This is a genomic window from Lutibacter profundi, assembly GCF_001543325.1.
Taxonomy (GTDB): domain Bacteria; phylum Bacteroidota; class Bacteroidia; order Flavobacteriales; family Flavobacteriaceae; genus Lutibacter; species Lutibacter profundi.
Map to the genome: position 1 here is coordinate 2,309,543 of NZ_CP013355.1, position 23,222 is coordinate 2,332,764.

Sequence of the window (23,222 nt, forward strand, 5' to 3'; positions counted from 1 at the left end):
ATAAAAATAACAACTAAAACAAACAGAATATGGATTTAAAAGAAATTCAAAATCTAATTAAATTTGTAGCCAAATCTGGCGCAAGTGAAGTAAAATTAGAAATGGAAGATATTAAAATAACCATTAAAACTGGGACAGAAAAATCAGAAACTACTACAATAGTTCAGCAAGCTCCGTTAGCACCACAGGTTCCTGTTGCTGTTCCAACAACTCCAGTAGATACAACAGGGGTTAAAGCTACTGATAAGGTTGATGAATCTTCAAAATATATTGAAATCACTTCACCTATAATAGGAACTTTTTATAGAAGACCTTCACCTGATAAACCTGTATTTGTTGAAGTAGGAGATACAGTTAACCCAGAGTCAATTGTTTGTATTATTGAAGCCATGAAACTATTTAATGAAATTGAATCTGAAGTGTCAGGAAAAATAGTTAAAGTCTTGGTTGAAGACGGTACACCAGTTGAATTTGGACAGCCATTGTATTTAGTAGATCCATCATAAATTTAATTTCAAAAAATTTAATATTTAAATTTCAAATACCTATTTGAAATAGGTATTTTGTTTATAAAATAAGTTGAAGTCTTATGTTTAAAAAAATATTAATTGCCAATAGAGGTGAAATAGCTTTACGAGTTATTAGAACTTGTAGGGAAATTGGAATAAAAACAGTAGCTGTATATTCAACTGCTGATGCAGAAAGTTTACATGTTCGTTTTGCTGATGAAGCAGTATGTATAGGTCCAGCATTAAGTAGTGAATCTTATTTAAAAATGTCAGCAATTTTAGCTGCTGCTGAAATTACAAATGCAGATGCAATACATCCAGGATATGGTTTTTTATCTGAAAATGCTAAATTCTCAAAATTATGTGAAGAACATAATATTAAATTTATAGGTGCTTCTGCAGATATGATAAGTAAAATGGGAGATAAGGCATCAGCACGTGCTACTATGAAAGCTGCAGGTGTGCCTACAATTCCAGGATCTGAAGGACTGCTAGAAACATTTGAAGAGGCTAAGAAATTAGCTAATGAAATGGGGTATCCTGTAATGCTAAAAGCTACTGCAGGAGGCGGAGGGAAAGGAATGAGAGCTGTTTGGAAAAAAGAAGATTTAAAAGAGAATTGGGATGCGGCCAGGCAAGAGGCTTTTGCTTGTTTTGGAAATGATGGAATGTATTTAGAAAAACTAATTGAAGAACCACATCATATTGAAATTCAAATAATTGGTGATTCACTAGGGAATGCTTGTCATTTATCTGAGAGAGATTGTTCTATTCAGCGTCGCCATCAGAAATTAACAGAAGAATCACCATCTCCATTTATGACTCCTTCGTTAAGAAAAAAAATGGGTGATGCTGCGGTAAAAGCGGCTGAATATATTAAATATGAAGGTGCAGGAACTATTGAATTTTTAGTTGATAAGCATAGGAATTTCTACTTTATGGAGATGAATACAAGAATTCAGGTAGAGCATCCAATTACTGAGCAGGTGATAGATTATGATTTGATTTATGAGCAAATAAAAGTAGCGGCAGGAATTCCTATTTCAGGAAAAAATTATTTACCTAAACTATATTCTATTGAATGTAGAATTAATGCTGAAGATCCATACAAAGATTTTAGGCCATCACCAGGAAAGATAACAACATTACATATACCAGGAGGTCATGGAATTAGGGTTGATACACATGTGTATGCAGGTTATATTATTCCTTCGAATTATGATTCTATGATTGCCAAATTAATTACAACTGCTCAAACTCGTGAAGTTGCAATAAGTAAAATGAGAAGAGCTTTAGATGAATTTGTAATTGAAGGTGTAAAAACAACAATTCCATTTCACAGACAGTTAATGGATGACCCAGATTATATAGCGGGGAATTATACGACTAAATTTATGGAAGATTTTGAACTGAAACCAGAAGAAAATTAAAATAAAAATAAAGGATATGAAAACCCATATCCTTTATTTTTTTAAATTTACTTTCAATTATAAACCTTATGAAAGAAAAAGAGTTACATATTGATGGTATTGATAAAATTATTTTAAAGAATTTGATGGAAGATGCTAGAACTCCAATTTTAGGGATTGCTCGTGAAATAGGAATTTCTGGAGCCGCAGTTCATCAAAGATTACGTAAATTAGAGACATCAGGATTAATAGATGGTTCAAAGTTTATAATTAACCCAAAAGTTTTAGGATACAAAACACTAGCTTTTGTAGGTATTTTTTTAGACGCTGCAAGTAAATATTCCTTAGCGATAAAAAGACTAAAAGAAATTCCGGAAGTAATAGAGAGTCATTATACAACAGGTAATTACGCTATATTTATTAAAATTCTATGCAAAGATAATGAGCATTTAATGAAACTGCTTAATCAAGAAATACAATCTATTAAAGGAGTTGCTAGAACAGAAACGTTTATCTCTTTAGATCAACAAATAGATCGGCAAATAAAATTATAAAGATTCTTTAACTGAGAATTTAATTTCTAGATCCAAGTATTTTAATACCCCAATACAATAACATAGCTAAAGATCCCAAAGCAGCTACTAAATAGGTTCTTGCAGCCCATTTTAAAGCATCCTTAGCGCCATCTTGTTCAGCGTTTGTTAACATATTATTTGTTTTTAGCCAAGCCAAAGCTCTATTACTTGCATCATATTCAACAGGTAGTGTGATAAAACTGAAAATAGTTGCAAGAGCCATCATTCCTAAACCTACAATAGCAAGCGAAAAACCAATACCACTATTCCCAGATGCAGCTCCTAAAATTAAACCACCAATAACCAACCACTGTGAAAATTTTGATGAAATATTTACAGCAGGCACTAATTTTGATCTTAGCTGAAGCCACTGGTAGGCCTTGGCATGTTGAACGGCATGCCCAACTTCGTGAGATGCAACTGCGGCAGCAGAGGCATTACGTTCATTATATACAGATTCACTCAAGTTTACAGTTTTGTTTACAGGGTTGTAATGGTCTGTTAATCTTCCAGCAACAGAAATTACTTTCACATCAGAAATACCATTATCTCGGAGCATTTTTTCTGCAATTTCTCTACCGCTTAAACCATTTTGTAACCTAATTTTGGAATAATAATTAAATTTACTTTTTAGTTTTTGACTTACTAGCCAGCTAACAAGTGAAATAACTCCAATTATAACGTAAAAACCAATCATATAATTTCTTTTTTAATTATTGTTTTATTATTTGATAAATTTACATCATAAATTATTCCAAAACAAAGAAGGCAGACAAAATGGCAACAAAACCAAAAATACTTTTAATATATACGGGAGGAACAATAGGTATGGTTAAAGATTATAAAACAAGAGCACTTAAAACTTTTAATTTTGATAAACTTTTGAAGCATATTCCAGAGATAAATCAATTAAATTGTACAATAAACAATATCTCATTTAAAGAACCTATTGATTCTTCAAATATGAGCCCTTCAAATTGGATTTTAATTGCAAGTATTATTGAAGAAAATTATAAAAACTATGATGGATTTGTTGTTTTACATGGTTCAGACACAATGTCTTATACTTCATCAGCTATCAGTTTTATGTTTGAAAATTTAACAAAACCAATAATTTTCACAGGTTCACAATTGCCAATAGGAGATTTAAGAACTGATGCTAAGGAAAATTTGATTACTTCAATTGAAATTGCTTCTTCCCAAGAAAATGGCGTCCCAATTATTTCAGAAGTATGTTTGTATTTTGAATATAAATTATACAGAGCGAATAGAACAACGAAAATTAACGCAGAGCATTTTGAAGCATTTACATCTCCTAATTTTCCGCCATTAGCAATTAGTGGAGTTCATTTAAAATTTAACAAGCAGCTAATTTATACGCCAAATAATAGAAAACCATTAAAAGTTAGGAAGCATTTAAATAGCAATATTGCTATTTTAAAAATATTTCCAGGAATAACAGAATCCGTTATTGCCAGTATTTTAGAAAATAATACTTTAAAAGGAGTAATTTTAGAAACATATGGATCTGGAAATGCACCTACTAAACAATGGTTTCTTAATTTATTAAAAAAAACGATAGATAAAGGAATACCCATTATAAATGTAACTCAATGTACAAGTGGAAATGTAATTATGGGTCAATATGAAACAAGTGTTGAACTTGAAAAAATAGGTGTTATCAATGGAAATGACATTACAACTGAATCTGCATTGGCTAAATTAATGTACTTATTGGGAGAAAATATTGAAAAAAATAAATTTAAATCAATTTTTGAGACTTCATTAAGAGGGGAAATAAGTATTATTGAGTGATTTTTATTTAATTAATTATCAGTATTTTAAATTTATTTTCAAAAAAGTAATCTAAATTGGTTTAATTTTTGCTAATATTTAAAAAAAGAGGAGAGTTCCTAAAAAAATAACTTAAAGTAGTTCTAAAATTTTTAGAACTCAACATTTTTTTGTTACTTGCCATTCGCAAAAAGATGTTAAAATGAGAAGATCTATGAGTTATTAACTTTAAGTTCTTATTGTTTTGGCGGTTTTATTGTTTTGTGAAAATTATTATATATTTGAACCGAAAAAATTAATAAATTAACTATTACACAATGAGAAGAGTATTTACTATCCTTGCAATCACAGGATTATTGTTATTTGGAGCAGCACCTAAAGCAATTGCACAAGATGCAGCAAAAACTGAACAAGTTGCAGACGCAACAGAATCAAAAACATTTCACCAAGAATTAAAGCAACGTTTTATTGAAGGTGGTCCATTTTTTATGGGAATTGTATTAGTAGCCTTAATTTTAGGGTTAGCAATTGCTATTGAAAGAATTATCTATTTAAATATGGCAACAACGAATACTAAGAAATTAGTAAATAAAGTTGATGAAGCTTTAAAATCAGGTGGTGTTGAAGCAGCAAAAGAAGTTTGTAGAAATACGAAAGGACCTGTTGCATCTATATTTTATCAAGGGCTAGATAGAATGGATGAAGGTATTGACAATGTTGAAAAAGCGGTTGTTGGTTATGGTGGAGTTCAAATGGGGTTATTAGAGAAAAACATCTCTTGGTTATCACTATTTATTGCGCTAGCACCAATGCTTGGTTTCATGGGTACAGTAATTGGTATGATTGGAGCCTTTGACTCTATACAAGCAGCTGGGGATATTTCTCCAACAGTTGTTGCAGGAGGTATTAAAGTAGCATTATTAACAACAGTATTTGGTTTGGTTGTTGCAATTATTCTTCAAGTTTTTTACAATTATATTATTTCTAAAGTAGATAGTATTGTAAATAATATGGAAGATGCTTCAATTTCACTTATTGACCTTTTGGTTAGATATAAAAAATAAGAATAATTATGAATGATAAAATTTCAAAAATATTAACATTAGTTGCAGGACTGATTGGATTGATAGGTTTCTATTTTTTCATTAGAATTGTAATGATAGGAGATGATGTGCTTGAAACTGATGCTACATTACAAAATAGTGTATTATCACCTTTTATTTATTTTGCACAAATATTATTAATTATAACAATTATAATTTCGATTGTATTTTCCGCAATAAACCTAGTAAAGCATCCTCAAGTTTTAAAAAGAACATTGATTGGGGTAGGAGCGCTATTAATAATATTAGTGTTGGCATATTCGTTTGCTGATGACGGAGCAGTTATGTCTATGGGAAAAGTATTGCCTGATGGAGAAGCTGGAAGTGTGTCCAAATGGGTAAGTACAGGAATAAACTATAGTGCTATTTTAGGTATTATTGGTTTTGGAGCCTTTTTAACAGATTTTGTAAAATCACTTGTAAAATAAATAAAACATGGCAAGAAGAGAAAATTCAGAAATTAATGCTGGTTCAATGGCAGACATTGCGTTCTTGCTTTTAATATTCTTCTTGGTAACTACAACCATGGATGTGGATTCAGGGATTTCACGTAAATTACCTGAAAAATCTGAAGATACTCCTGAAGTAGTTATTAAAGAAAAAAATATACTTGATATTGTTGTAAATAGAAATAATCAAATTTTGGTTGAAGGTGATCGACAAGTTCAAGTAACAGATATTAAGCGTATAGCTATGGATTTCATTGATAATGGAGGTGGTTTATCTGCTCCAAAAGATGGGAAACCTGGAGAACCATGCGATTATTGTAAAGGGGCAAAAGATCCTTCATCATCAGATCATCCTTCTAAAGCAATAATTTCTTTACAAAGTGATAGAGGAACAACTTATGGTATGTATATTTCAATTCAAAATGAAATTGAAGCAGCATATAATGAGTTAAGAAATAGATTGGCTTTGCAAAAATATAAAAGATCTTATAAAGATTTATTAAGAGATTACAAAGACAGTGGAAGTAAAAAGATTAAAGAAAAGATAGATTTTTTGAAGGAAAGTTATCCTCAGATTATATCTGAACCAGAACCTATAAAATAATATCAGAATATGAGTAAATTTAAAAAGAAGAAAAAAGGGTTGCCTGCGATTTCTACGGCATCTTTACCTGATATTGTATTCATGTTGTTATTCTTTTTTATGGTGTCAACAACTATGAGAGAAACAGATTTGTTACTACAACCTATTAAATTTCCTAGCGCTACCGAAGTGAAAAAGTTAGAACATAAAAGTTTGGTAAGTACAATTTATGTTGGGAAATCTAAAGATGCTAGAATATCTGGAGATAAAATTCAGGTAAATGATAAAATTATTGATGTAAAAGATATTCCAAGTTTTATTTTTTCTGAAAGAGCATTACGTAAAGAAGAAGAAGTTAAATATATGACAACTTCTATCAAAGCTGACAAAGAGGCTAACGTAGGAACAATTTTAGATATTAAAGAACAATTAAGAGATATCAATGCGTTAAAAGTTAGTTTTTCAACAAAAGGAACTAACATAAGGAGTAATTACTAAAAAGGTATAAACTTTATTTTAATAAAAGCAATCAAATACTATTTGATTGCTTTTTTGCTTTTATGAGGTATATTTGCTTTATGAATAAAATAGTTATAGTAATTGGTATGTGTTTCATATTTTCTAAGCTTGAAGCACAAGTTCAAAATGATTCTATTGATATAAAATATTTAGAAGATCAAATCTATTTATCTTTTACCTACAATATTTTAATTAATGAGCCAAACACAATTACTCAAAACGGTTTTTCAGGAGGAACGTCTATTGGATTTATTAAGGATATACCCATAAATAAAAAAAGAACTTTTGGATTTGGACTGGGGTTAGGATACAATTATGACGTATACATTCAAAATTTGAAAATAACAAAAGAAAATCAAACAACGTTATTTAAAATAGCACAAGATTATAAGATTAATAGATTTAGATTGAGTAGGATAGAAATACCTATTGAGTTAAGATGGCGAAATTCAACTCCTCAAAAATATAAATTTTTTAGAGTTTATACAGGCGTAAAATTTTCTTACCTACTATCATCTAAAACAAAATTTACAGATTTAACAGAAACTATAATCACAAAAAATATACCTGAATTTAATAAAATACAATATGGTTTAACTTTAGCAGCGGGGTATGGTACTTGGAATTTATATATTTATTATGGGTTAAATCCATTTTTTAAAGGAGCTCAACTCAATGGAGAAACCCTTAATTTAAAAGACTTATCCATAGGCTTAAAATTTTACATTATGTAAATGTAAAAAACAATAAATTGGGATAAAATTCCAAAAATATAACCCAAATATACTTCACGTGGGTTATGAACTTGTAACCTTAGTCTTGAAGTTGCAATTAAACCACTAATTATAAAAAGTATTGATAAAATAACAATTAAGTTTATTTTATAATAGTAGCTAAAACAAATTAGAAATCCAATCAAACCCCCAATTGCTGCTGTGTGTAAACTTATTTTAAATTTTAGATATAAAAATAAATATGAAATAATAAGTCCTAATCCATATCCAAAATAGAAAAGAGATAAAATGTTTACTATAGATGATTTAAAAAGCCAATATCCTAAGAAAATGCAAATTGAAATAAAGAGTAGTGTAGGGAATTTGCGTTCTTCAATGGTTTCCATATGATAGCTATGAATCATTTTAGAGCGTTTTAAAAGGGCTAAAAGGAATAGCGGGAAAATGTATGTTCCTAGTAGAAGTACAATTAAAATAAGATGTTCTTGTTGTTTAAAAATGTATTCAGGAATTAGCAGAAAATACAAAATTGAGCCAAGAATTGGAAAATTTATTGGATGAAAAAAATAAGATATAAATTTTGAGAATTTCATAGGTTAATTTTTGGTACTACATTTCTTTTCTTAATCTTGCTACAGGAATATTTAGTTGTTCTCTATATTTCGCTACAGTTCTTCGGGCAATTGGATATCCTTTTTCTTTTAAAATATCAGCTAGTTTTTCATCGGTTAAAGGTTTCTTTTTATTTTCTTCTTTTAGTACAGTTTTTAAAATACTTTTAATTTCTTTTGTTGAAATGTCTTCTCCTTGATCATTTTTCATTGATTCTGAAAAGAATTCTTTAATTAGTTTTGTACCGTAAGGTGTAGATACATATTTACTATTAGCAACTCGTGAAACGGTTGAAACATCCATATTAATAGCATCGGCAATATCTTTTAATATCATAGGTTTCAATTTGCGCTCATCACCTGTTAAAAAATATTCCTTTTGATGTTTTACAATGGCGTCCATATTTAAAAACAGTGTTTGCTGCCGTTGTTTTATAGCATCAATAAACCATTTTGCACTATCTAATTTTTGTTTGATAAACTGTACAGCTTCTTTTTGTGATTTAGATTTATCTTTAGCATCTTTATAGCCTTGCAATAGGTTATTATATTCATTTGAAATGTGAAGTTCAGGAGCATTTCTAGAGTTCAATGATAGCTCTAGTTCACCATCAACAATTCTAATTGTAAAATCTGGAACAATTTGTTCTGCAATCTTGTTATTTCCAACATAAGACCCACCAGGTTTTGGATTTAGTTTTTCAATTTCTTTGATGGCTTTTTTTAGTTCATTTTCTGATATATGAAACTTTTGTAATAGTTTTTTATAATGTTTTTTTACAAAATAATCAAAAGAATTTTCTAAAATGTTAATTGCCAGGGTTCTACTTGGTTTTTCTTTTTTGCGTTTTAGTTGAATTAACAGGCATTCTTTTAAATTACGAGCACCAACCCCGGCGGGATCTAATTGTTGAACAATTTTTAGTAAACGTTCCAGTTCTTCTTCCGTTGTAAAGATATTTTGTGTAAAAGCCAAATCATCTAAAATATCTACTAAATCACGTCTAATGTAACCGCTATCATCAATACTACCTATTAAAAAATCAGTGATTATTTCTTCTTCCTCAGTAAGCCGGTAAGTATTTATTTGATCTTTAAGCGATTGTGTAAAGGAGATGCCCGATGCGTAAGGGATATGTTTATCCTCATCATCAGCGGCATAATTGTTGGCTTGTGTTTTGTAATTTGGAATTTCATCGTCACTTAAATATTCATCAATATTAATGTCTTCAGCTTCAATATTTTCATTTCCAGTAGTATCATATTCATCTTCTAGTTGTGAATTTTCAAATTCTTCTAATTTTTCTTTACCACTTTCTAATGCTGGATTTTCTTCAAGTTCTTGTTTTAAACGTTGTTCAAATGCTTGTGTAGGCAATTGAATCAACTTCATTAATTGAATTTGCTGAGGGGATAATTTTTGTAATAACTTATATTGTAAACTTTGTTTTAGCATAAACTAACCTAAAATAACTTTGGGTTTTGTTAAAAATACGAAAAAACATAGAACATTAAATAATATGTTTTTTAATTTATTTATTAAAATTCTGCGTTTTGGGGTGTTCTTGGGTAAGGAATAACATCACGAATATTTCCCATACCGGTTGTAAATTGTACAAGACGTTCAAAACCTAACCCAAAACCACTATGTACTGCAGTTCCAAATTTTCGTGTATCTAAATACCACCACAATTCCTTTTCATCAATATTTAATTCATTAATTTTTTGCTTTAAAACATCTAAACGTTCTTCTCGTTGGCTACCGCCAACAATTTCTCCAATTCCAGGAAATAAAACATCCATAGCTCTTACGGTTTTCCCATCTTCATTTAAGCGCATATAAAAAGCTTTAATATTTGCAGGATAGTCAAATAAAATTACCGGACATTTAAAATGTTTTTCAACTAAAAAACGTTCGTGTTCACTTTGAAGATCTGCTCCCCATTCATTAATGATATATTGAAATTTTTTCTTTTTATTTGGTTTACAATTTCTTAAAATATCAATTGCTTCTGTATAACTTACACGTTTGAAATTATTTTCAACAACGAAATTTAATTTTTCTAATAGAGACATTTCATTGCGTTGTGCAGCGGGTTTAGATTTATCTTCCTGTGTTAATCTGTTATCTAAAAACGCTAAATCATCTTTGCAATTATCTAACACATAAGAAATAACAGATTTAATAAAATCTTCTGCTAAATCCATATTATCATCTAAATTATTAAACGCTACTTCTGGTTCAATCATCCAAAATTCAGATAAATGGCGTGTAGTATTAGAATTTTCGGCTCTAAATGTAGGACCAAAAGTATAAACTTTTCCCAAAGCCATTGCATACGTTTCAGCTTCTAGTTGACCTGATACTGTTAAGTTAGTTGTTTTTCCAAAAAAATCTTTACTGCGATCAACTTTACCATCTTCTTTTTTGGGTAGGTTTTCAACGTCTAATGTGGTAACATTAAACATTTCTCCAGCGCCTTCGGCATCTGAACCTGTAATTATAGGAGCATGAAAATTATAAAAGCCATTTTTAATGAAATAGTTGTGAACTGCGAAAGATAATGCAGAGCGTAAACGCATTACAGCACTAAAAGTATTTGTTCTAATACGTAAGTGTGCATTTTCTCGTAAAAACTCAAAACTATGTTTTTTTGGTTGGATAGGGTATTCCTCAGGATTAGAATCTCCTAATATTTCTATAGTTGAAACTTTAACCTCCATATTTTGCCCCCTTCCAAGGCTTTCAACTAATGTACCTTTAATAGAAACAGCAGCTCCTGTTGTAATTCGTTTTAAAATACTTTCATCAGTATTTTCAAAATCTACAACACACTGTATGTTATTTATGGTAGAACCGTCATTTAATGCAATAAAACGATTTGCTCTAAATGTTCTAACCCAGCCTTTTAAAGTTACTTCTTGTAAAAATTTATCTGAACTTAAAAGTTCAGCAACATTGGTTCTTTTCATATTCTAAATTTTAAGAGTCGCAAAGATACATTAAGAATTGATAAGATAAAATATTTCAATCCTTATTGGTATGAATTAATGCAAGTGAAATAAAAAACTGTAATGCTAAAAAAAGCAGTTATTTCTTTCGTATTATATTTATGAATAGTTATTTTTCTTCTTCGTCAATTAAAATATCAAGTGTAGGCTCTTTAAAAACTTTTTTATTGGCTATGTTTTTTTCTAAAGAGAGCAATAATGAAGGTAGTAGTAACAAATTAGAAACCATAGCAAATAATAGCGTAATAGAAACCAAACCTCCAAGAGCTTTTGTGCCTCCAAAACTGGAAATTGTAAATACTAAAAACCCAAAGAATAAAACAATTGATGTATAAAACATACTAACTCCTGTTTCTCTTAAAGCATTGTATACGGATTGTTTAATTCTCCAATTATTCTCTTTTAACTCTTGACGGTATTTTGCTAAAAAATGTATGGTATCATCAACGGAAATACCAAAAGCAATACTAAAAACCAAAATAGTTGAGGGTTTAATAGGAACACCAATGTAGCCCATTATTCCTGCAGTTATTAGAAGAGGAAGTATATTTGGTATTAAAGAAATGAGTATCATTCTAAATGATCGAAACATAAAAGCCATAAAAAGAGCAATTAAAATAATAGCTAATGAAAGGGATATAATTAAGTTGTTTATTAAATAATTAGTACCCTTTAAAAACACCAACGCTTTACCAGTCATGGTTACATTGTATTTCTCTTTTGGAAATACTTTGGCTATTTTTTGATTTAAACGATTTTCAATAAGCTCCATTTTATCCGTTCCAATGTCTTTCATAAAAGTTGTTATACGAGCATATCTTCCTGTAGAATCAATAAAATTATTTAATAAATTAGTATTGGGAGAAGAATTTTTAGTATAAGATAAAATCCAATTTTTTTCTTGATTTGTTGGTAATTGGTAGTACTTTGGGTTTCCGCCATAAAATGCTTGTTTTGAGTATTTAACAAGGTTTAAAACGGAGATTGATTTAGATAGTTGTGGAATTTCATCAATAGTTTCATCTAATTTATTCATGCGTTTAAGTGTAGATAACTTCATAACACCTTTTTCCTTTTTGGTATCAATTATTATCTCTAAAGGCATAATACCACCAAACTCATTTTCAAAAAACACAATATCTTTAAAAAATTGTTTACCTTTTGGCATATCTTCAATTAAACTTCCAGATACTTTAATTTTATAGACTCCAATAATACTTACAATAATTAAAACAAGCGTAATAGCATAAACTGAAATTCTATGATTTCGAACGATAGATTCCATCCATTTAACAATGTATTCAATCCATTTACGTTCTAGATGTTTTAAGTGCTTTTCTTTAGGAAGAGGCATAAAACTATACATTATAGGTATAATTAATAATGCTAAAATAAATATGGCTAAAATATTTATAGAAGCAATAGTACCAAATTCACGTAGAAGTTGACTTTTAGTGAAAATAAAAGTTGCAAAACCTGAGGCGGTAGTTACATTAGTCATTAAGGTAGCATTTCCTATTTTTGTGATTACACGCTGTAATGATTTAGCCTGGTTTCCGTGTTTTTTTATTTCTTGTTGATATTTGTTTATTAAAAATATAGCGTTTGGTACACCAATTACAATAATTAATGGAGGAATTAACGCCATTAAAACAGTAATTTCATACCTAAATAACCCTATAAATCCAAATGCCCAAATTACACCTATGCTAACTACTAAAAGTGTAATTGCAGTTGCTCTTATTGAACGAAAAAATAAAAAGAAAATAAACGCTGTTACTCCTAATGCTAATCCTACAAAAACCCCAATTTCATCAATTATATTTTGGGCATTCATAGTACGTATATAGGGCATACCTGATACTCTAATATCTATGTTATTTTCTTTCTCAAACTGACTAATTATAGGGTTTAATGTATCAAAAACAAAATCTTTACGGGCAGCAGTATTTACAATATCTTTCTTTAAGTAAATAACAGTTCTAATAGTTCCTGATTTTTTATTGTATAAGAAATTATCAAAAAAGGGAAGGTTATCAAAAAGTTCATGTTTAATTTTCAAGACATCATCAACAGTTTCTGGAATCTTGGTGTAAATGGGTTCAACATCAAACCGTTGTTTCAGAGTGTTTTTCTTAAGCTTTTTGATATCTCCAACTGCTACAGTAAAATCAACTTCGGGAAAACTATCAAATTTTTCTGATAAGTTATTCCATGCATTGAATTTTTTTGGCGTAAAGATGGTTGAATCTTGAGTTGCTATGATTATAAGATTTCCTTCTTCACCAAAAAGTTCTAAAAAATGATTGTATTCAATATTAACTTTATGATTTTCAGGGAGTAAGTTAGCTTCGGTGTATGAAAAACGCATATATTGCATTTGAGAAGCTAAAAAGTAAGTTGCGGCAGCTATTAGTACCAGTATTATATATCTTCCTTTTAAGATTATCCTAGAAACATGAGTCCAAAAATTCATTCAACTATTTTTTGCAAAGTTAAAAAAATAGTTGAGCTTTTATAGGTGTATATTCGTTAAAATCCCAATCTTAATTTATAAGTTAATTTTAAGGCTAAATTATCACTCCATTCAGGGTTTTTGTAGTATCCATACCTATAAAAAGCACTTAGTCCAAAGCCTTTAAAAAGTTCATTTAATTCTAAACCACTTTCTATATATCCTTTGTTTAATTTCTTAAATATTAAACCGTAATGTTGTAGTGGTTTTTCAATGTCTCCAATTGCTACTCTTGTAACTAATGTAAATTGAGGTTTAAATTTTGAACTAATCTTTAGAGGTTTTAAGAGATGTTTTAGGTGGATTGAAACAAATTTATCTGAGATAAACTCATTGTAACCCATAGTTTCAAAGCTGTTTTTACCTGCAAGTGTAATTCTTTTTCTCCAAGGGTTTTTAAATGTATAGTTAGGTGTTGAATTGTATAGGTGAGAAATTGGGGCTTCCCCAAAAACAATGCCTCCTTCAATTAATATATTTGTGGTAGCTTTTCTTAGTCGTTTAATTTTATGTAAAATTCTTAAGTTAATTTGAGTAAAATCAAAATTACTAGCAAAAATATTTTCAAAACTCTTAGTTAGTTGAAAGGTAAATTGAGGGAATTTATTTTTCATTTTTAGTTTACCTATAGGTGAATTCATATATTCATTTTTTGGGTTAAACTGTAATCCCAAGCTTGCAGTTGTTAATTTGTATTCAGATAAATTTTTTGTAGCTGATATAAATTGATAATTAAATAGAGGTTTATATTTGCCGGTGCTTAATTTTAATTTAGCTTCCAAATTAGGTTTTATATCATGTTTAAAATACGTATTAATTGTTTTATAGTTATAAAATTTACTGACATTTAAATTTCGTGGATTTATAGGAGAAAACGATGTGTTTTCAGCTATAAAATCTAAAGATGCAGCTTCTTTTAAGTCATTTACATAACTTAATCCGAACCAAGAATTAGTATTTTTCTGAACCCTAAATGAGGCTCCTAAGCTATACTTAAAATCGGTGTCTTTTGTGCCATAAGCAGCATAGGATTCTATTTTAAATTTAGAAGAAAAGTTAGTGTTAGTTTCACCTCCAAATCCAATTCGTAGCCCTTCATAATTATTTAAGTTAATAATTTTACCAAGATTTAAATTAATATATTTTGTTGGGTAATACCCTTTTAAAATATTTCTGGCTAAATTTATTTTTTTTTCTACGCCTTCTTCTTCTGAAATGCTGTCAAGAAAAGTATATGTTCTTTTTCCACGATTTGTAAGTGAGTCGGTTCTGTAAGTATTCCAAAAAACTGCTGTCTTTTTATTCGCATCGTCATTAAATTCTATAATTGTAGCAGTATTTTTTAATATTATAGGGGTATTTATTTCAATATTTGAATTAACAGATTTAGATATAAAATAAGTAACATCTTCAGGGTTGTTTTTATGGGTATTAGTTACAGAGTCATTTTTTTTACTCTCGCTAAATTTTACAGCACCTCCAAATAAAGAAATATTTTTATTATTATCACCCTTTTTTAATACAATATTCATGTTTTTAGGAAACCAAGTATTGTACTTTTTTATATATTTAAAATTTTGAATAGCCTTTACATTAACAATACTTTTTAACTCAACAATTGCTTTAGTTATAGCAAAATTTTGAGTATCTATATACAATACACCTTCTATTCCTAAAAATTCTTTCTTTTCTTTTGGTTTGAAGTAAATGAGAATTGAAGCTCTGTTTTGAGTTGTAACAGTATCTAATATTTTATAATTATACTGTTTTATGGCGTTATTAGCAATTGGATTTGTGTATTTTGTACCAGCAATTGTATAAAATTCATTGTAAAATGAAAAATCTTGAAAAGTAATTGCAAATAATTCATAGAGAGGTTGTTTTAACCCTGCCATTCTTGAAGCTAAAATAATTTCTTTTTTCTTTTTCCCTTTTTTAAATTTAAATTCTGAAATTTTTTCTGAAATATAAATATGCTGCTTATTTATTTCTTTTTTAAATTTATAATTAGAAGAATCTAATTTTTTAAATGTTTTTTTCCCTTTTTTTAAAACAAATATAGAATCTATCTTGCCGTTAATTGAGTCAGGGTTTGCAGTAACTATTATTTTATTATAGGTAATAAACTTAAAAGAATTCAATGATTTTTCAATATTATTTTTAGACTTATTTTTAATTGTATTTCTAATAATTTTTAAGGCCGGATTTTCTTTTGCTGTAATTAAAATTTCTTTTAAATTCTCAACGGAAGGCTTTAATTTTATTTTTAAAAATTTATCATTAGTATTTATTGAAATAATTTTAGATTTATAACCAACATAGGAAATCCTAATTTGATTGAAATGTTTTTTTGTTTTTATATGAAATTTTCCATCAACATCAGTTAATGTTACATAATTTGTGTTTGTTGAAATTGAAGCAAAAGACAACGGTTGTTTTGTTCTGCTATCTACAACTAAACCCTGAATTTGATTTTGAGATATAGATAATAAAGGGACAAGTAGTAGTAAAAAGAATATTTTTCTCATTTAATTATTCTACGTTTAGCACAAACAAATATAGGATATTAAAAAAGCACCTAGAGAAGTGCTTTTTATTTTTTAGATAAGTTTAACTTTTAAAACTTAAACTTTCATAATTTCTTGATCCTTTATTTTATACAGTTCATCAACTTTAGCAATAAACATATCAGTTAATTTCTGAATATCAATTTCAGCATTTGCTTTCATATCTTCAGATGCATCATCTTTCTTAATTTCGTGCATGGCATCTTTACGATCGTTTCTAATACTTACTTTTGCTATTTCAGCTTCTGCTTTAGCTTGTTTAGAAAGTTCTTTACGCCTTTCTTCAGTTAAAACAGGAACGTTAATGATAACTATTTCACCATTATTCATAGGGTTAAAACCTAAGTTTGCCACCATAATAGCTTTTTCAATTTCATGAAGCATCTGTTTTTCCCAAGGTTGTACAGTAATGGTATGTGCATCCATAGTACTAACATTGGCAACTTGTGTAAGAGGTGTTTGAGAGCCATAATAATCTACTGTAACACTTCCAAGCATGGAAGGACTAGCTTTACCAGCTCTAATATTTCTAAATTCTTTTTCTAAGTGTGTGATAGCATTTTGCATTAATTCTTTAGTGCTATCAATAATAAATTTTAATTCTTCATTCATAATAGAACAATTTAAATTATAGAGTTATTTATCAACTTTTGTTCCAATTTTTTCTCCTGAAACTAATTTTTCTAAATTTCCTTTGGTATTCATATCAAAAACAACAATAGGTAAATCATTTTCCTGACTCAAAGTAAAAGCTGTCATATCCATTACTTTTAAGCCTTTACTCATTACATCTTTATAGGTAATAGATTCAAATTTAATGGCGTCTTTAAATTTTTCTGGATCTGAGGTGTAAATACCATCAACACGAGTCCCTTTTAAAATAGCATTTGCATTAATTTCAATAGCTCTTAAAACTGCGGCCGTATCAGTGGTGAAATATGGATTACCTGTACCTCCTCCAAAAATTACAACTCTCCCTTTTTCTAAGTGGCGAACAGCCCTTCTTTTAATAAAAGGTTCTGCAACTTGTTCCATTTTTATAGCAGTTAATAATCGAGTTTTAATTCCTGTATCCTCTAAAGCACTTTGTAGTGCCAAGCCATTTATAATTGTGGCAAGCATTCCCATGTAATCTGCTTGAACTCTATCAATACCATTGCTTGCACCTGCTACGCCTCTAAAAATATTTCCACCACCTATAACTATGGCAACTTCAACACCTTTATCAACAATTTTTTTTATTTCTTTAGCATATTCAGCTAATCTTGCAGGATCAATACCATACTGGCGATCTCCCATAAGAGCTTCACCACTTAATTTTAAAAGAATTCTTTTATAAGTCATAATATCTTTGAAAGTTATGCAAATATAAGAAATTGTTTAGAAGTATAAATGGATTGTTTTTGTTGAATTTGTGGATTAATTAATTCAATTTTAGAATTTGAAGTTTATTGTTCTTATTTAAAATAATAAGGTGTTGTTTGTGGTTAATTATAATTTTTTTAACAACTTTTGCTTCGTTATTGTTATAGAAACTTAAATTTTCACTAAAATTAAAATTTCCATTTTTATCCCCAAATAGTAAATATCCTTTTGACGCATCATACCTAATAGTTTCAACTTCAGTATCATAAATATTTCCTAAGCCAAAAATATCTTCATAACCATCATTATTTATATCAAGTGTTTCAATACTTAATGTTGGACTAAATTGTGCTTGAATTGGTAATTCTTGAATTGTAAAATTTCCGTTTTTTGTATTTTTTAAAATGAATGATTTTAAATTATTAACTTTAAAATGGAATGCTTTTTTTAAAGCATCTTCTCCATAAATACCAGGTAAAGTTAATGATGCAAATTCTTTAAAAGTGGTTATTTTTTTATTTAAAACAGGAACTTGTTGTGACGAACATTCTTTTCCTCTTACAGGCAATAATTTACCTGTTTTAGATACTTTACTTAAAACAACATCAAAAGTTGAATTTGCATCTAAATAATCGGCATATATATGTAGTGGTTTTTCAATAGTTGGATGAAACTTATTATTTGTTCCCCAATTTCCAATTATGTAATCTTTAAATCCGTCTTTATTTATATCTGTTTCAGCAATACTTTGATACCATCCATTTGAATTTTTAAGTATATCTAGTTTTTTTCTAATGAATTTTTTATTCACATTTTCAAATAATACAATAGGCATCCATTCTCCAACAATAAACAAATCAGCATCTCCATCATTGTCAAAATCTGAAAAAATAGCATCGTTTACTAGCTGTATGTCAGATAAGTTGGGGAGTTTTTCTAAAGAGATATTTTTAAAAATCCCATTTTTATTTTCAAGTAAATAGGGCTTATTGGCTAACGGATATTTTCCGTGAATCGCTCCATTTCCTATAAACAAATCTAGATCACCATCTTTGTCATAATCTGCTACTGCAATAGCTTTTGTATTTGAAAGCATTTTTGGAAGGTTATTCAATTTTTTAAAGCTGCCTTTCCCATTATTAATGTACAACCTATCTTGTAATAACGGGCTGTTTTCTTCAAGTTCGTAGCCTCCAGAAGCAACATATAAATCTAAGTCACCATCAGAATCTATATCTAAAAACGCGGCATTAGTATCTTCATAAACTTTGTCTTTTTCAAATAATTGTTCGTTCGAATTTAAAAATGTTCCATTGCTATTTTGAATAAATAATGCAGCTTTTTCTCCCAAAGCATTTCCAACAAAAAAATCATCCAGTCCATCACCATTAACGTCAGCAATGGTTAACGGGGATCCTTTTTCTGATTGTTTTTGAGGAAGTAATAATTGTAAGTCAAAATCATTAAAAATATTTTCTTTTTGTAGAAAATTAATACAAAGTTCTTCAGGATTAATGACTTCAAATAATGAAGTTTTTTTAGAAGAATTTTGTACTGTTTTTTTTGCCTCTTTATAGCTTAGAATATGAGTAATATTTATTTTACAATTGGTTATTAGTTGATTAGACCCATCAGACCAAGTAATTTTAACACTATCAATTTTTGTGCAGTTTCCTAACCCGAAATGCAATTTATGGGTTACGGAAGATTGGTAACCTCTACTTACATAAAGTTCTTTACCTTGTTGTAAGCTATCTGTATACACATAAACGATACTTCCAATACCATTTTTATTTTTTTCTGAACCAATTAAAGAAAAAGAAACAAAATTATTAGTCGCATTATTTTTATAAATAGAAGCTTCATCGGCTTGATTATTTACAACAATATCTAAATCGCCATCATTATCTAAATCAGCATAAATTGCACCGTTTGAATTTACTTTTACATCCAAACCCCATTTTTTAGTTGTGTTTGTAAAAGTTAAGTTTTTATTGTTTCTAAAAATATAGTTACTTAATTTATTGGAAGGCATCATATTTATAGCTTCCTCTAAAGAAACTTTTTTTCGGTTTTTAATATTCTTTCTCATTTGATTTCTAAAATCCTGATTGGAAAGATCATTTTTAATACCATTAGTTACAAATAAATCGTTAAATCCATCATTGTCAAAATCAGCAATTAATGGAGCCCAACTCCAATCGGTTTTAGCAATTCCTGCTAATTGACCAATTTCACTAAAACTGCCATCGTTATTATTGAGTTGTAACATATTTGACATGTATTGATGGTGATAACCAGCATTTACTAATTGTTCAAAATTTTCAGTACTCATAGATGCCATATTTTCTTTCCCTCTAATATGGTCTTCAGCCATCATATCCAAAACCACTAAATCTGGTTTTAAATCGTTATTTATATCAGCATAATCAGAGCCCATACTATTATAAGAAATATGTTTAAAACGAGTTAAAATTTCATCTTTAAATGTGCCATTTCCTTGATTTATATATAAAAAATCAGGTTCTAAAAAATCATTTGCAACATAAATATCGGGTAAATTATCATTGTTGAAGTCACCTATAGATGCACTTAATCCCCAGGCTTTATTGGTTATACCGGCTTCAGTAGTAACATTTGTAAAATGCATGTTATCATTTCTAAATAACTGATCTGAATTATAAGGTTCTTTATTCTGTTGAATTATAGGATTAATAGTTGTGTTATTTTGAAAATCTTGACGATGATTTACTAAATACAAATCCAGATCATTGTCCTTATCAAAATCAAAGAAATAAGCCTGTGTAGAAAATCCAAAATGATCAATACCATAGGAAGCAGCACTTTCTTTAAAGGTGTTGTTTTTTTGGTTGATAAATAATTTGTTTTTTCGTAATTCATGACTTTCTAAAGAACCTGATTTACAAACATAAATATCTAACCATCCATCATTATTTATGTCAATCATTGTTACGCCTGTAGACCAACCTTGTTTATCCACCACATTGGCTTTATTTGTAATATCTTCAAATTTAAAATTTCCTTTGTTTAAGTATAATTTATTTGAACCTTGGTTTGCGGTAAAATATAAATCTGGCAATCCGTCATTATTTATATCTCCAACAGCAACACCTGCACCATTATAGATATAGGAGTAATTTAAAAAATTAAAATGGAGACTTTCAGTTACTTTATTGGCAAATTGAATGTTCGTTTGGTTATTATCTAGTAAAGTAAAAAGTGAGGTTACTTCATCTCTATGAAGTTTTTTTTCATATTGAGTACATGCATTTAATAAACCAATTAATAAAAGTAAATTTAGAATGCTATTTTTTGAAAATATTTTCATAAATATATAAGGTATTATGCTTACTAGGTACGTGTTTTATTACTATAAAAGAAGCTTTCAGTAGTTTTTTTCACTAATTTATATGGACTTTTTTGTTACTCCATAAATAAGAAAGTTTTTTTAAGGAGTTATAAATTACTAGTTCTACATCTGCAACGGGTTTTTTAATTTCTATAAGCAGTTTGGTGCAATTTTCAATATCTGATTTTTTTTTATTTTTTGATTCCAAAATTGAAATTAAACTTTTTGAAATAGCACTTAAATTTTTTGATAAAGGCGCTATAGTTTTAAGAATTGGGCTACTTTTTTGGATTTGTAAAAATAACGTATAATTTGCAGCCCAATCTTTTAACATAATCAAAATTTCTTTTTTAGATGCAGTTTTTTTTGTGGTAAGATATTCGTTTACTAGATTGTTAAAAACAATAGCATCAGAGGCATCAGCAGTACAAGCATCAGCAAATAATGTAAATGGAGAATACGATTTATATTCAACGCCTCCTTTATTTCGGGTATATATTTTTAAAGGTTCATAAACTTTAGTTAGTTTTATTAAGGCTTCAATGTTTTGATTATTGGTAATATTTCTTAAAATTACATCTCTATTTCTTATATGTGTAATACCTAACTCTTCTAATCTAAAACTTACATGCTCTAAGCGTTTGTACATGTTAGAAACGTCATTAATTTCTTCTGAAGACCAAAGACGTTCTGCAATAGCGGCTGTTCTTGGCCACAACCTTGAATCTATTGTTAATGGTGTAACCAATTCACTCCACATGGTAGCTTCACCACCTAAAATACGTGCCTTTTCTATCTCAGTTAATGTATTGTTTTTTGGAAGCGGATTTACAACATAGTGTGCACTTGCTGGCTGTAATAAATCTATGTAATAACCATTTGAAAGTACTGTTTTATAACCTTTTTTAGCTGCGTTTATTAAGGATTGACCAGCAGGGACTCCTTCATTTACACCTTTCCAAGAATGAATTAATGCTGAGGTTGGTATTTTTTCGGTCATTATTTCTTCCCAACCCATAATGGACTTTCCAGATTTAGCCAAAATTCTTTCTAATCTAATATTGAAATATGTTTGTAAGTCGTGATTAGTTTCTAAGTTATGACTTTTTTTAAATTTCTGAATGTTTTCATTTTCATTCCAATGTTTACCTTCATTCTCATCACCACCAATATGAATGTATTTATCAGGGAACAAATTTGCTATCTCGCCAAATAAACCTCCTAATATTTCATACGTTTTTTCATTTGTAGGGTCTAATGTTGGATGAAATATTCCTGAAAACCGTTCAATATTATAAATAGTATCTTTACTTCCAATTTCTGGATATGCTGTTAAAATAGCTGTTGCATGGCCAGGAACATCAACTTCTGGAACAATTCTTATTCCTCTGTTGGATGCATATTCTACAACTTCTTTAATTTGACTTTGGGTGTAATACAATCCATCTGAGCCTAATTCATGTAATTTGGGATAACTTTTTGATTCAATTCTAAACCCTTGATCATCTGTAAGGTGCCAGTGAAAAACATTTAGTTTAACAGCAGCCATTGCATCTAAGTTTCGTTTTAATACATCAACTGGTTGAAAATGGCGAGCAACATCAATCATAAGACCTCGCCAAGTAAATCTGGGCTTATCATTAATAGTAACTTTAGGGAAATAGTAATTATCATGGGAAATCGTCATCAATTGTAAAAGGGTTTCCAAAGCATGGATAACTCCTAAATCTGTATTTGCATGGATATAAATTTTAGTGTCTGAAACTTTTAATTCATAAGATTCATCCTCATAAATTTCTAATTTTCCAATTCTATTAAATGTAATAGCCAATGAAGGGTTTTTAATTTTTGAAGAATTAAAAGCAAAACCATTCTCCATAAAAATACCAGTTCTTCCACTTAATCTTTGTAAAAATTTAGTAGTTGCAACCTTAACTCTTTTAGAAGAAATCTCAGTAACTGAAATTGTGAAATTAGAATTAATAATGAAGTATCCATTTCTAATATTAACTTCTCTAGGCCAGGGTATTAAGTTTAAATCTTCAGTTTGACTTATGCAATAAATTGAATGTAAACTTATAAATAAAAAGAGAATATTTTTTATCAT

At 28.9% G+C, this 23,222-nt stretch carries 19 protein-coding genes; 9 read left to right on the top strand and 10 right to left on the bottom strand.

What is annotated here, in order from left to right; genetic code table 11:
- The first annotated feature begins 29 nt into the window (after positions 1–29).
- The 3 genes from accB to Lupro_RS10265 all read left to right on the top strand — a co-directional run bounded on the left by accB (position 30) and on the right by Lupro_RS10265 (position 2,472).
- Positions 30–506: an acetyl-CoA carboxylase biotin carboxyl carrier protein gene (gene accB / locus Lupro_RS10255; protein WP_068209711.1), complete on the top strand. Its 477-nt coding sequence runs from the start codon at positions 30–32 to the stop codon at positions 504–506.
- Between the two features lie 83 nt (positions 507–589).
- Positions 590–1,939 carry an acetyl-CoA carboxylase biotin carboxylase subunit gene (gene accC / locus Lupro_RS10260; RefSeq protein WP_068209714.1) on the top strand — a complete coding sequence of 450 codons (1,350 nt, stop codon included), beginning with the start codon at positions 590–592 and terminating at the stop codon, positions 1,937–1,939.
- Between the two features lie 68 nt (positions 1,940–2,007).
- The gene (locus Lupro_RS10265; RefSeq protein WP_068209716.1) at positions 2,008–2,472 is read left to right on the top strand and encodes an Lrp/AsnC ligand binding domain-containing protein; all 465 of its coding nucleotides are present in this window, start codon (positions 2,008–2,010) and stop codon (positions 2,470–2,472) included.
- A gap of 19 nt (positions 2,473–2,491) precedes the next feature.
- Here Lupro_RS10265 and Lupro_RS10270 read toward each other — a convergent pair whose 3' ends face one another.
- On the bottom strand, positions 2,492–3,190 hold the full coding sequence (locus Lupro_RS10270; RefSeq protein WP_068209719.1) for a zinc metallopeptidase: 699 nt from the start codon (positions 3,188–3,190) through the stop codon (positions 2,492–2,494).
- A gap of 80 nt (positions 3,191–3,270) precedes the next feature.
- Between Lupro_RS10270 and Lupro_RS10275 the strand changes: the two genes are divergently transcribed.
- The 6 genes from Lupro_RS10275 to Lupro_RS10300 all read left to right on the top strand — a co-directional run bounded on the left by Lupro_RS10275 (position 3,271) and on the right by Lupro_RS10300 (position 7,675).
- Positions 3,271–4,308, top strand: coding sequence for an asparaginase (locus Lupro_RS10275; protein ID WP_068209722.1), 1,038 nt, complete (start codon positions 3,271–3,273; stop codon positions 4,306–4,308).
- 296 nt (positions 4,309–4,604) lie between these two features.
- On the top strand, positions 4,605–5,351 hold the full coding sequence (locus Lupro_RS10280; RefSeq protein ID WP_068209725.1) for a MotA/TolQ/ExbB proton channel family protein: 747 nt from the start codon (positions 4,605–4,607) through the stop codon (positions 5,349–5,351).
- Between the two features lie 8 nt (positions 5,352–5,359).
- Positions 5,360–5,818 (top strand): hypothetical protein, encoded by a 459-nt coding sequence (locus Lupro_RS10285; RefSeq protein ID WP_068209728.1) that lies wholly within the window; start codon positions 5,360–5,362, stop codon positions 5,816–5,818.
- 7 nt (positions 5,819–5,825) lie between these two features.
- Positions 5,826–6,443, top strand: a complete 618-nt coding sequence (locus Lupro_RS10290; protein WP_068209731.1) for an ExbD/TolR family protein — start codon at positions 5,826–5,828, stop codon at positions 6,441–6,443.
- A 9-nt stretch (positions 6,444–6,452) separates the two neighbouring features.
- On the top strand, positions 6,453–6,920 hold the full coding sequence (locus tag Lupro_RS10295; protein ID WP_068209734.1) for an ExbD/TolR family protein: 468 nt from the start codon (positions 6,453–6,455) through the stop codon (positions 6,918–6,920).
- 80 nt (positions 6,921–7,000) lie between these two features.
- Complete coding sequence (locus tag Lupro_RS10300; RefSeq protein ID WP_068209736.1) at positions 7,001–7,675, top strand: porin family protein; 675 nt, start codon at positions 7,001–7,003, stop codon at positions 7,673–7,675.
- Here Lupro_RS10300 and Lupro_RS10305 read toward each other — a convergent pair.
- From Lupro_RS10305 to Lupro_RS10345, 9 genes are all read right to left on the bottom strand, one after another.
- On the bottom strand, positions 7,663–8,268 hold the full coding sequence (locus Lupro_RS10305) for a hypothetical protein (RefSeq protein ID WP_144439137.1): 606 nt from the start codon (positions 8,266–8,268) through the stop codon (positions 7,663–7,665). The genes Lupro_RS10300 and Lupro_RS10305 overlap by 13 nt on opposite strands.
- Before the next feature lie 16 nt (positions 8,269–8,284).
- Positions 8,285–9,742, bottom strand: coding sequence for an RNA polymerase factor sigma-54 (rpoN, locus tag Lupro_RS10310; RefSeq protein ID WP_068209743.1), 1,458 nt, complete (start codon positions 9,740–9,742; stop codon positions 8,285–8,287).
- 83 nt (positions 9,743–9,825) lie between these two features.
- On the bottom strand, positions 9,826–11,259 hold the full coding sequence (gene asnS, locus Lupro_RS10315; protein ID WP_068209746.1) for an asparagine--tRNA ligase: 1,434 nt from the start codon (positions 11,257–11,259) through the stop codon (positions 9,826–9,828).
- Between the two features lie 148 nt (positions 11,260–11,407).
- Positions 11,408–13,774, bottom strand: coding sequence for an efflux RND transporter permease subunit (locus Lupro_RS10320; protein WP_068209749.1), 2,367 nt, complete (start codon positions 13,772–13,774; stop codon positions 11,408–11,410).
- 56 nt (positions 13,775–13,830) lie between these two features.
- Entirely contained in the window at positions 13,831–16,341 is a 2,511-nt protein-coding gene (locus tag Lupro_RS10325) for a DUF5686 family protein (RefSeq protein WP_068209752.1), read from the bottom strand.
- A gap of 96 nt (positions 16,342–16,437) precedes the next feature.
- Complete coding sequence (gene frr / locus Lupro_RS10330; protein ID WP_068209755.1) at positions 16,438–16,992, bottom strand: ribosome recycling factor; 555 nt, start codon at positions 16,990–16,992, stop codon at positions 16,438–16,440.
- Between the two features lie 24 nt (positions 16,993–17,016).
- On the bottom strand, positions 17,017–17,724 hold the full coding sequence (gene pyrH / locus Lupro_RS10335) for a UMP kinase (protein ID WP_068209758.1): 708 nt from the start codon (positions 17,722–17,724) through the stop codon (positions 17,017–17,019).
- Between the two features lie 79 nt (positions 17,725–17,803).
- The gene (locus tag Lupro_RS10340) at positions 17,804–21,094 is read right to left on the bottom strand and encodes a VCBS repeat-containing protein (RefSeq protein ID WP_068209761.1); all 3,291 of its coding nucleotides are present in this window, start codon (positions 21,092–21,094) and stop codon (positions 17,804–17,806) included.
- A 73-nt stretch (positions 21,095–21,167) separates the two neighbouring features.
- A complete protein-coding gene (locus Lupro_RS10345) occupies positions 21,168–23,222 on the bottom strand; it encodes a beta-N-acetylhexosaminidase (RefSeq protein ID WP_068209764.1) in 2,055 nt (684 codons plus the stop codon).

Coding starts and splice junctions, on each gene's coding strand:
- accB (WP_068209711.1), top strand. CDS start 30: ATGGATTTAAAAGAAATTCAAAATCTAATTAAATTTGTAGCCAAATCT.
- accC (WP_068209714.1), top strand. CDS start 590: ATGTTTAAAAAAATATTAATTGCCAATAGAGGTGAAATAGCTTTACGA.
- Lupro_RS10265 (WP_068209716.1), top strand. CDS start 2,008: ATGAAAGAAAAAGAGTTACATATTGATGGTATTGATAAAATTATTTTA.
- Lupro_RS10270 (WP_068209719.1), bottom strand. CDS start 3,190: ATGATTGGTTTTTACGTTATAATTGGAGTTATTTCACTTGTTAGCTGG.
- Lupro_RS10275 (WP_068209722.1), top strand. CDS start 3,271: ATGGCAACAAAACCAAAAATACTTTTAATATATACGGGAGGAACAATA.
- Lupro_RS10280 (WP_068209725.1), top strand. CDS start 4,605: ATGAGAAGAGTATTTACTATCCTTGCAATCACAGGATTATTGTTATTT.
- Lupro_RS10285 (WP_068209728.1), top strand. CDS start 5,360: ATGAATGATAAAATTTCAAAAATATTAACATTAGTTGCAGGACTGATT.
- Lupro_RS10290 (WP_068209731.1), top strand. CDS start 5,826: ATGGCAAGAAGAGAAAATTCAGAAATTAATGCTGGTTCAATGGCAGAC.
- Lupro_RS10295 (WP_068209734.1), top strand. CDS start 6,453: ATGAGTAAATTTAAAAAGAAGAAAAAAGGGTTGCCTGCGATTTCTACG.
- Lupro_RS10300 (WP_068209736.1), top strand. CDS start 7,001: ATGAATAAAATAGTTATAGTAATTGGTATGTGTTTCATATTTTCTAAG.
- Lupro_RS10305 (WP_144439137.1), bottom strand. CDS start 8,268: ATGAAATTCTCAAAATTTATATCTTATTTTTTTCATCCAATAAATTTT.
- rpoN (WP_068209743.1), bottom strand. CDS start 9,742: ATGCTAAAACAAAGTTTACAATATAAGTTATTACAAAAATTATCCCCT.
- asnS (WP_068209746.1), bottom strand. CDS start 11,259: ATGAAAAGAACCAATGTTGCTGAACTTTTAAGTTCAGATAAATTTTTA.
- Lupro_RS10320 (WP_068209749.1), bottom strand. CDS start 13,774: ATGAATTTTTGGACTCATGTTTCTAGGATAATCTTAAAAGGAAGATAT.
- Lupro_RS10325 (WP_068209752.1), bottom strand. CDS start 16,341: ATGAGAAAAATATTCTTTTTACTACTACTTGTCCCTTTATTATCTATA.
- frr (WP_068209755.1), bottom strand. CDS start 16,992: ATGAATGAAGAATTAAAATTTATTATTGATAGCACTAAAGAATTAATG.
- pyrH (WP_068209758.1), bottom strand. CDS start 17,724: ATGACTTATAAAAGAATTCTTTTAAAATTAAGTGGTGAAGCTCTTATG.
- Lupro_RS10340 (WP_068209761.1), bottom strand. CDS start 21,094: ATGAAAATATTTTCAAAAAATAGCATTCTAAATTTACTTTTATTAATT.
- Lupro_RS10345 (WP_068209764.1), bottom strand. CDS start 23,222: ATGATAAAAAATATTCTCTTTTTATTTATAAGTTTACATTCAATTTAT.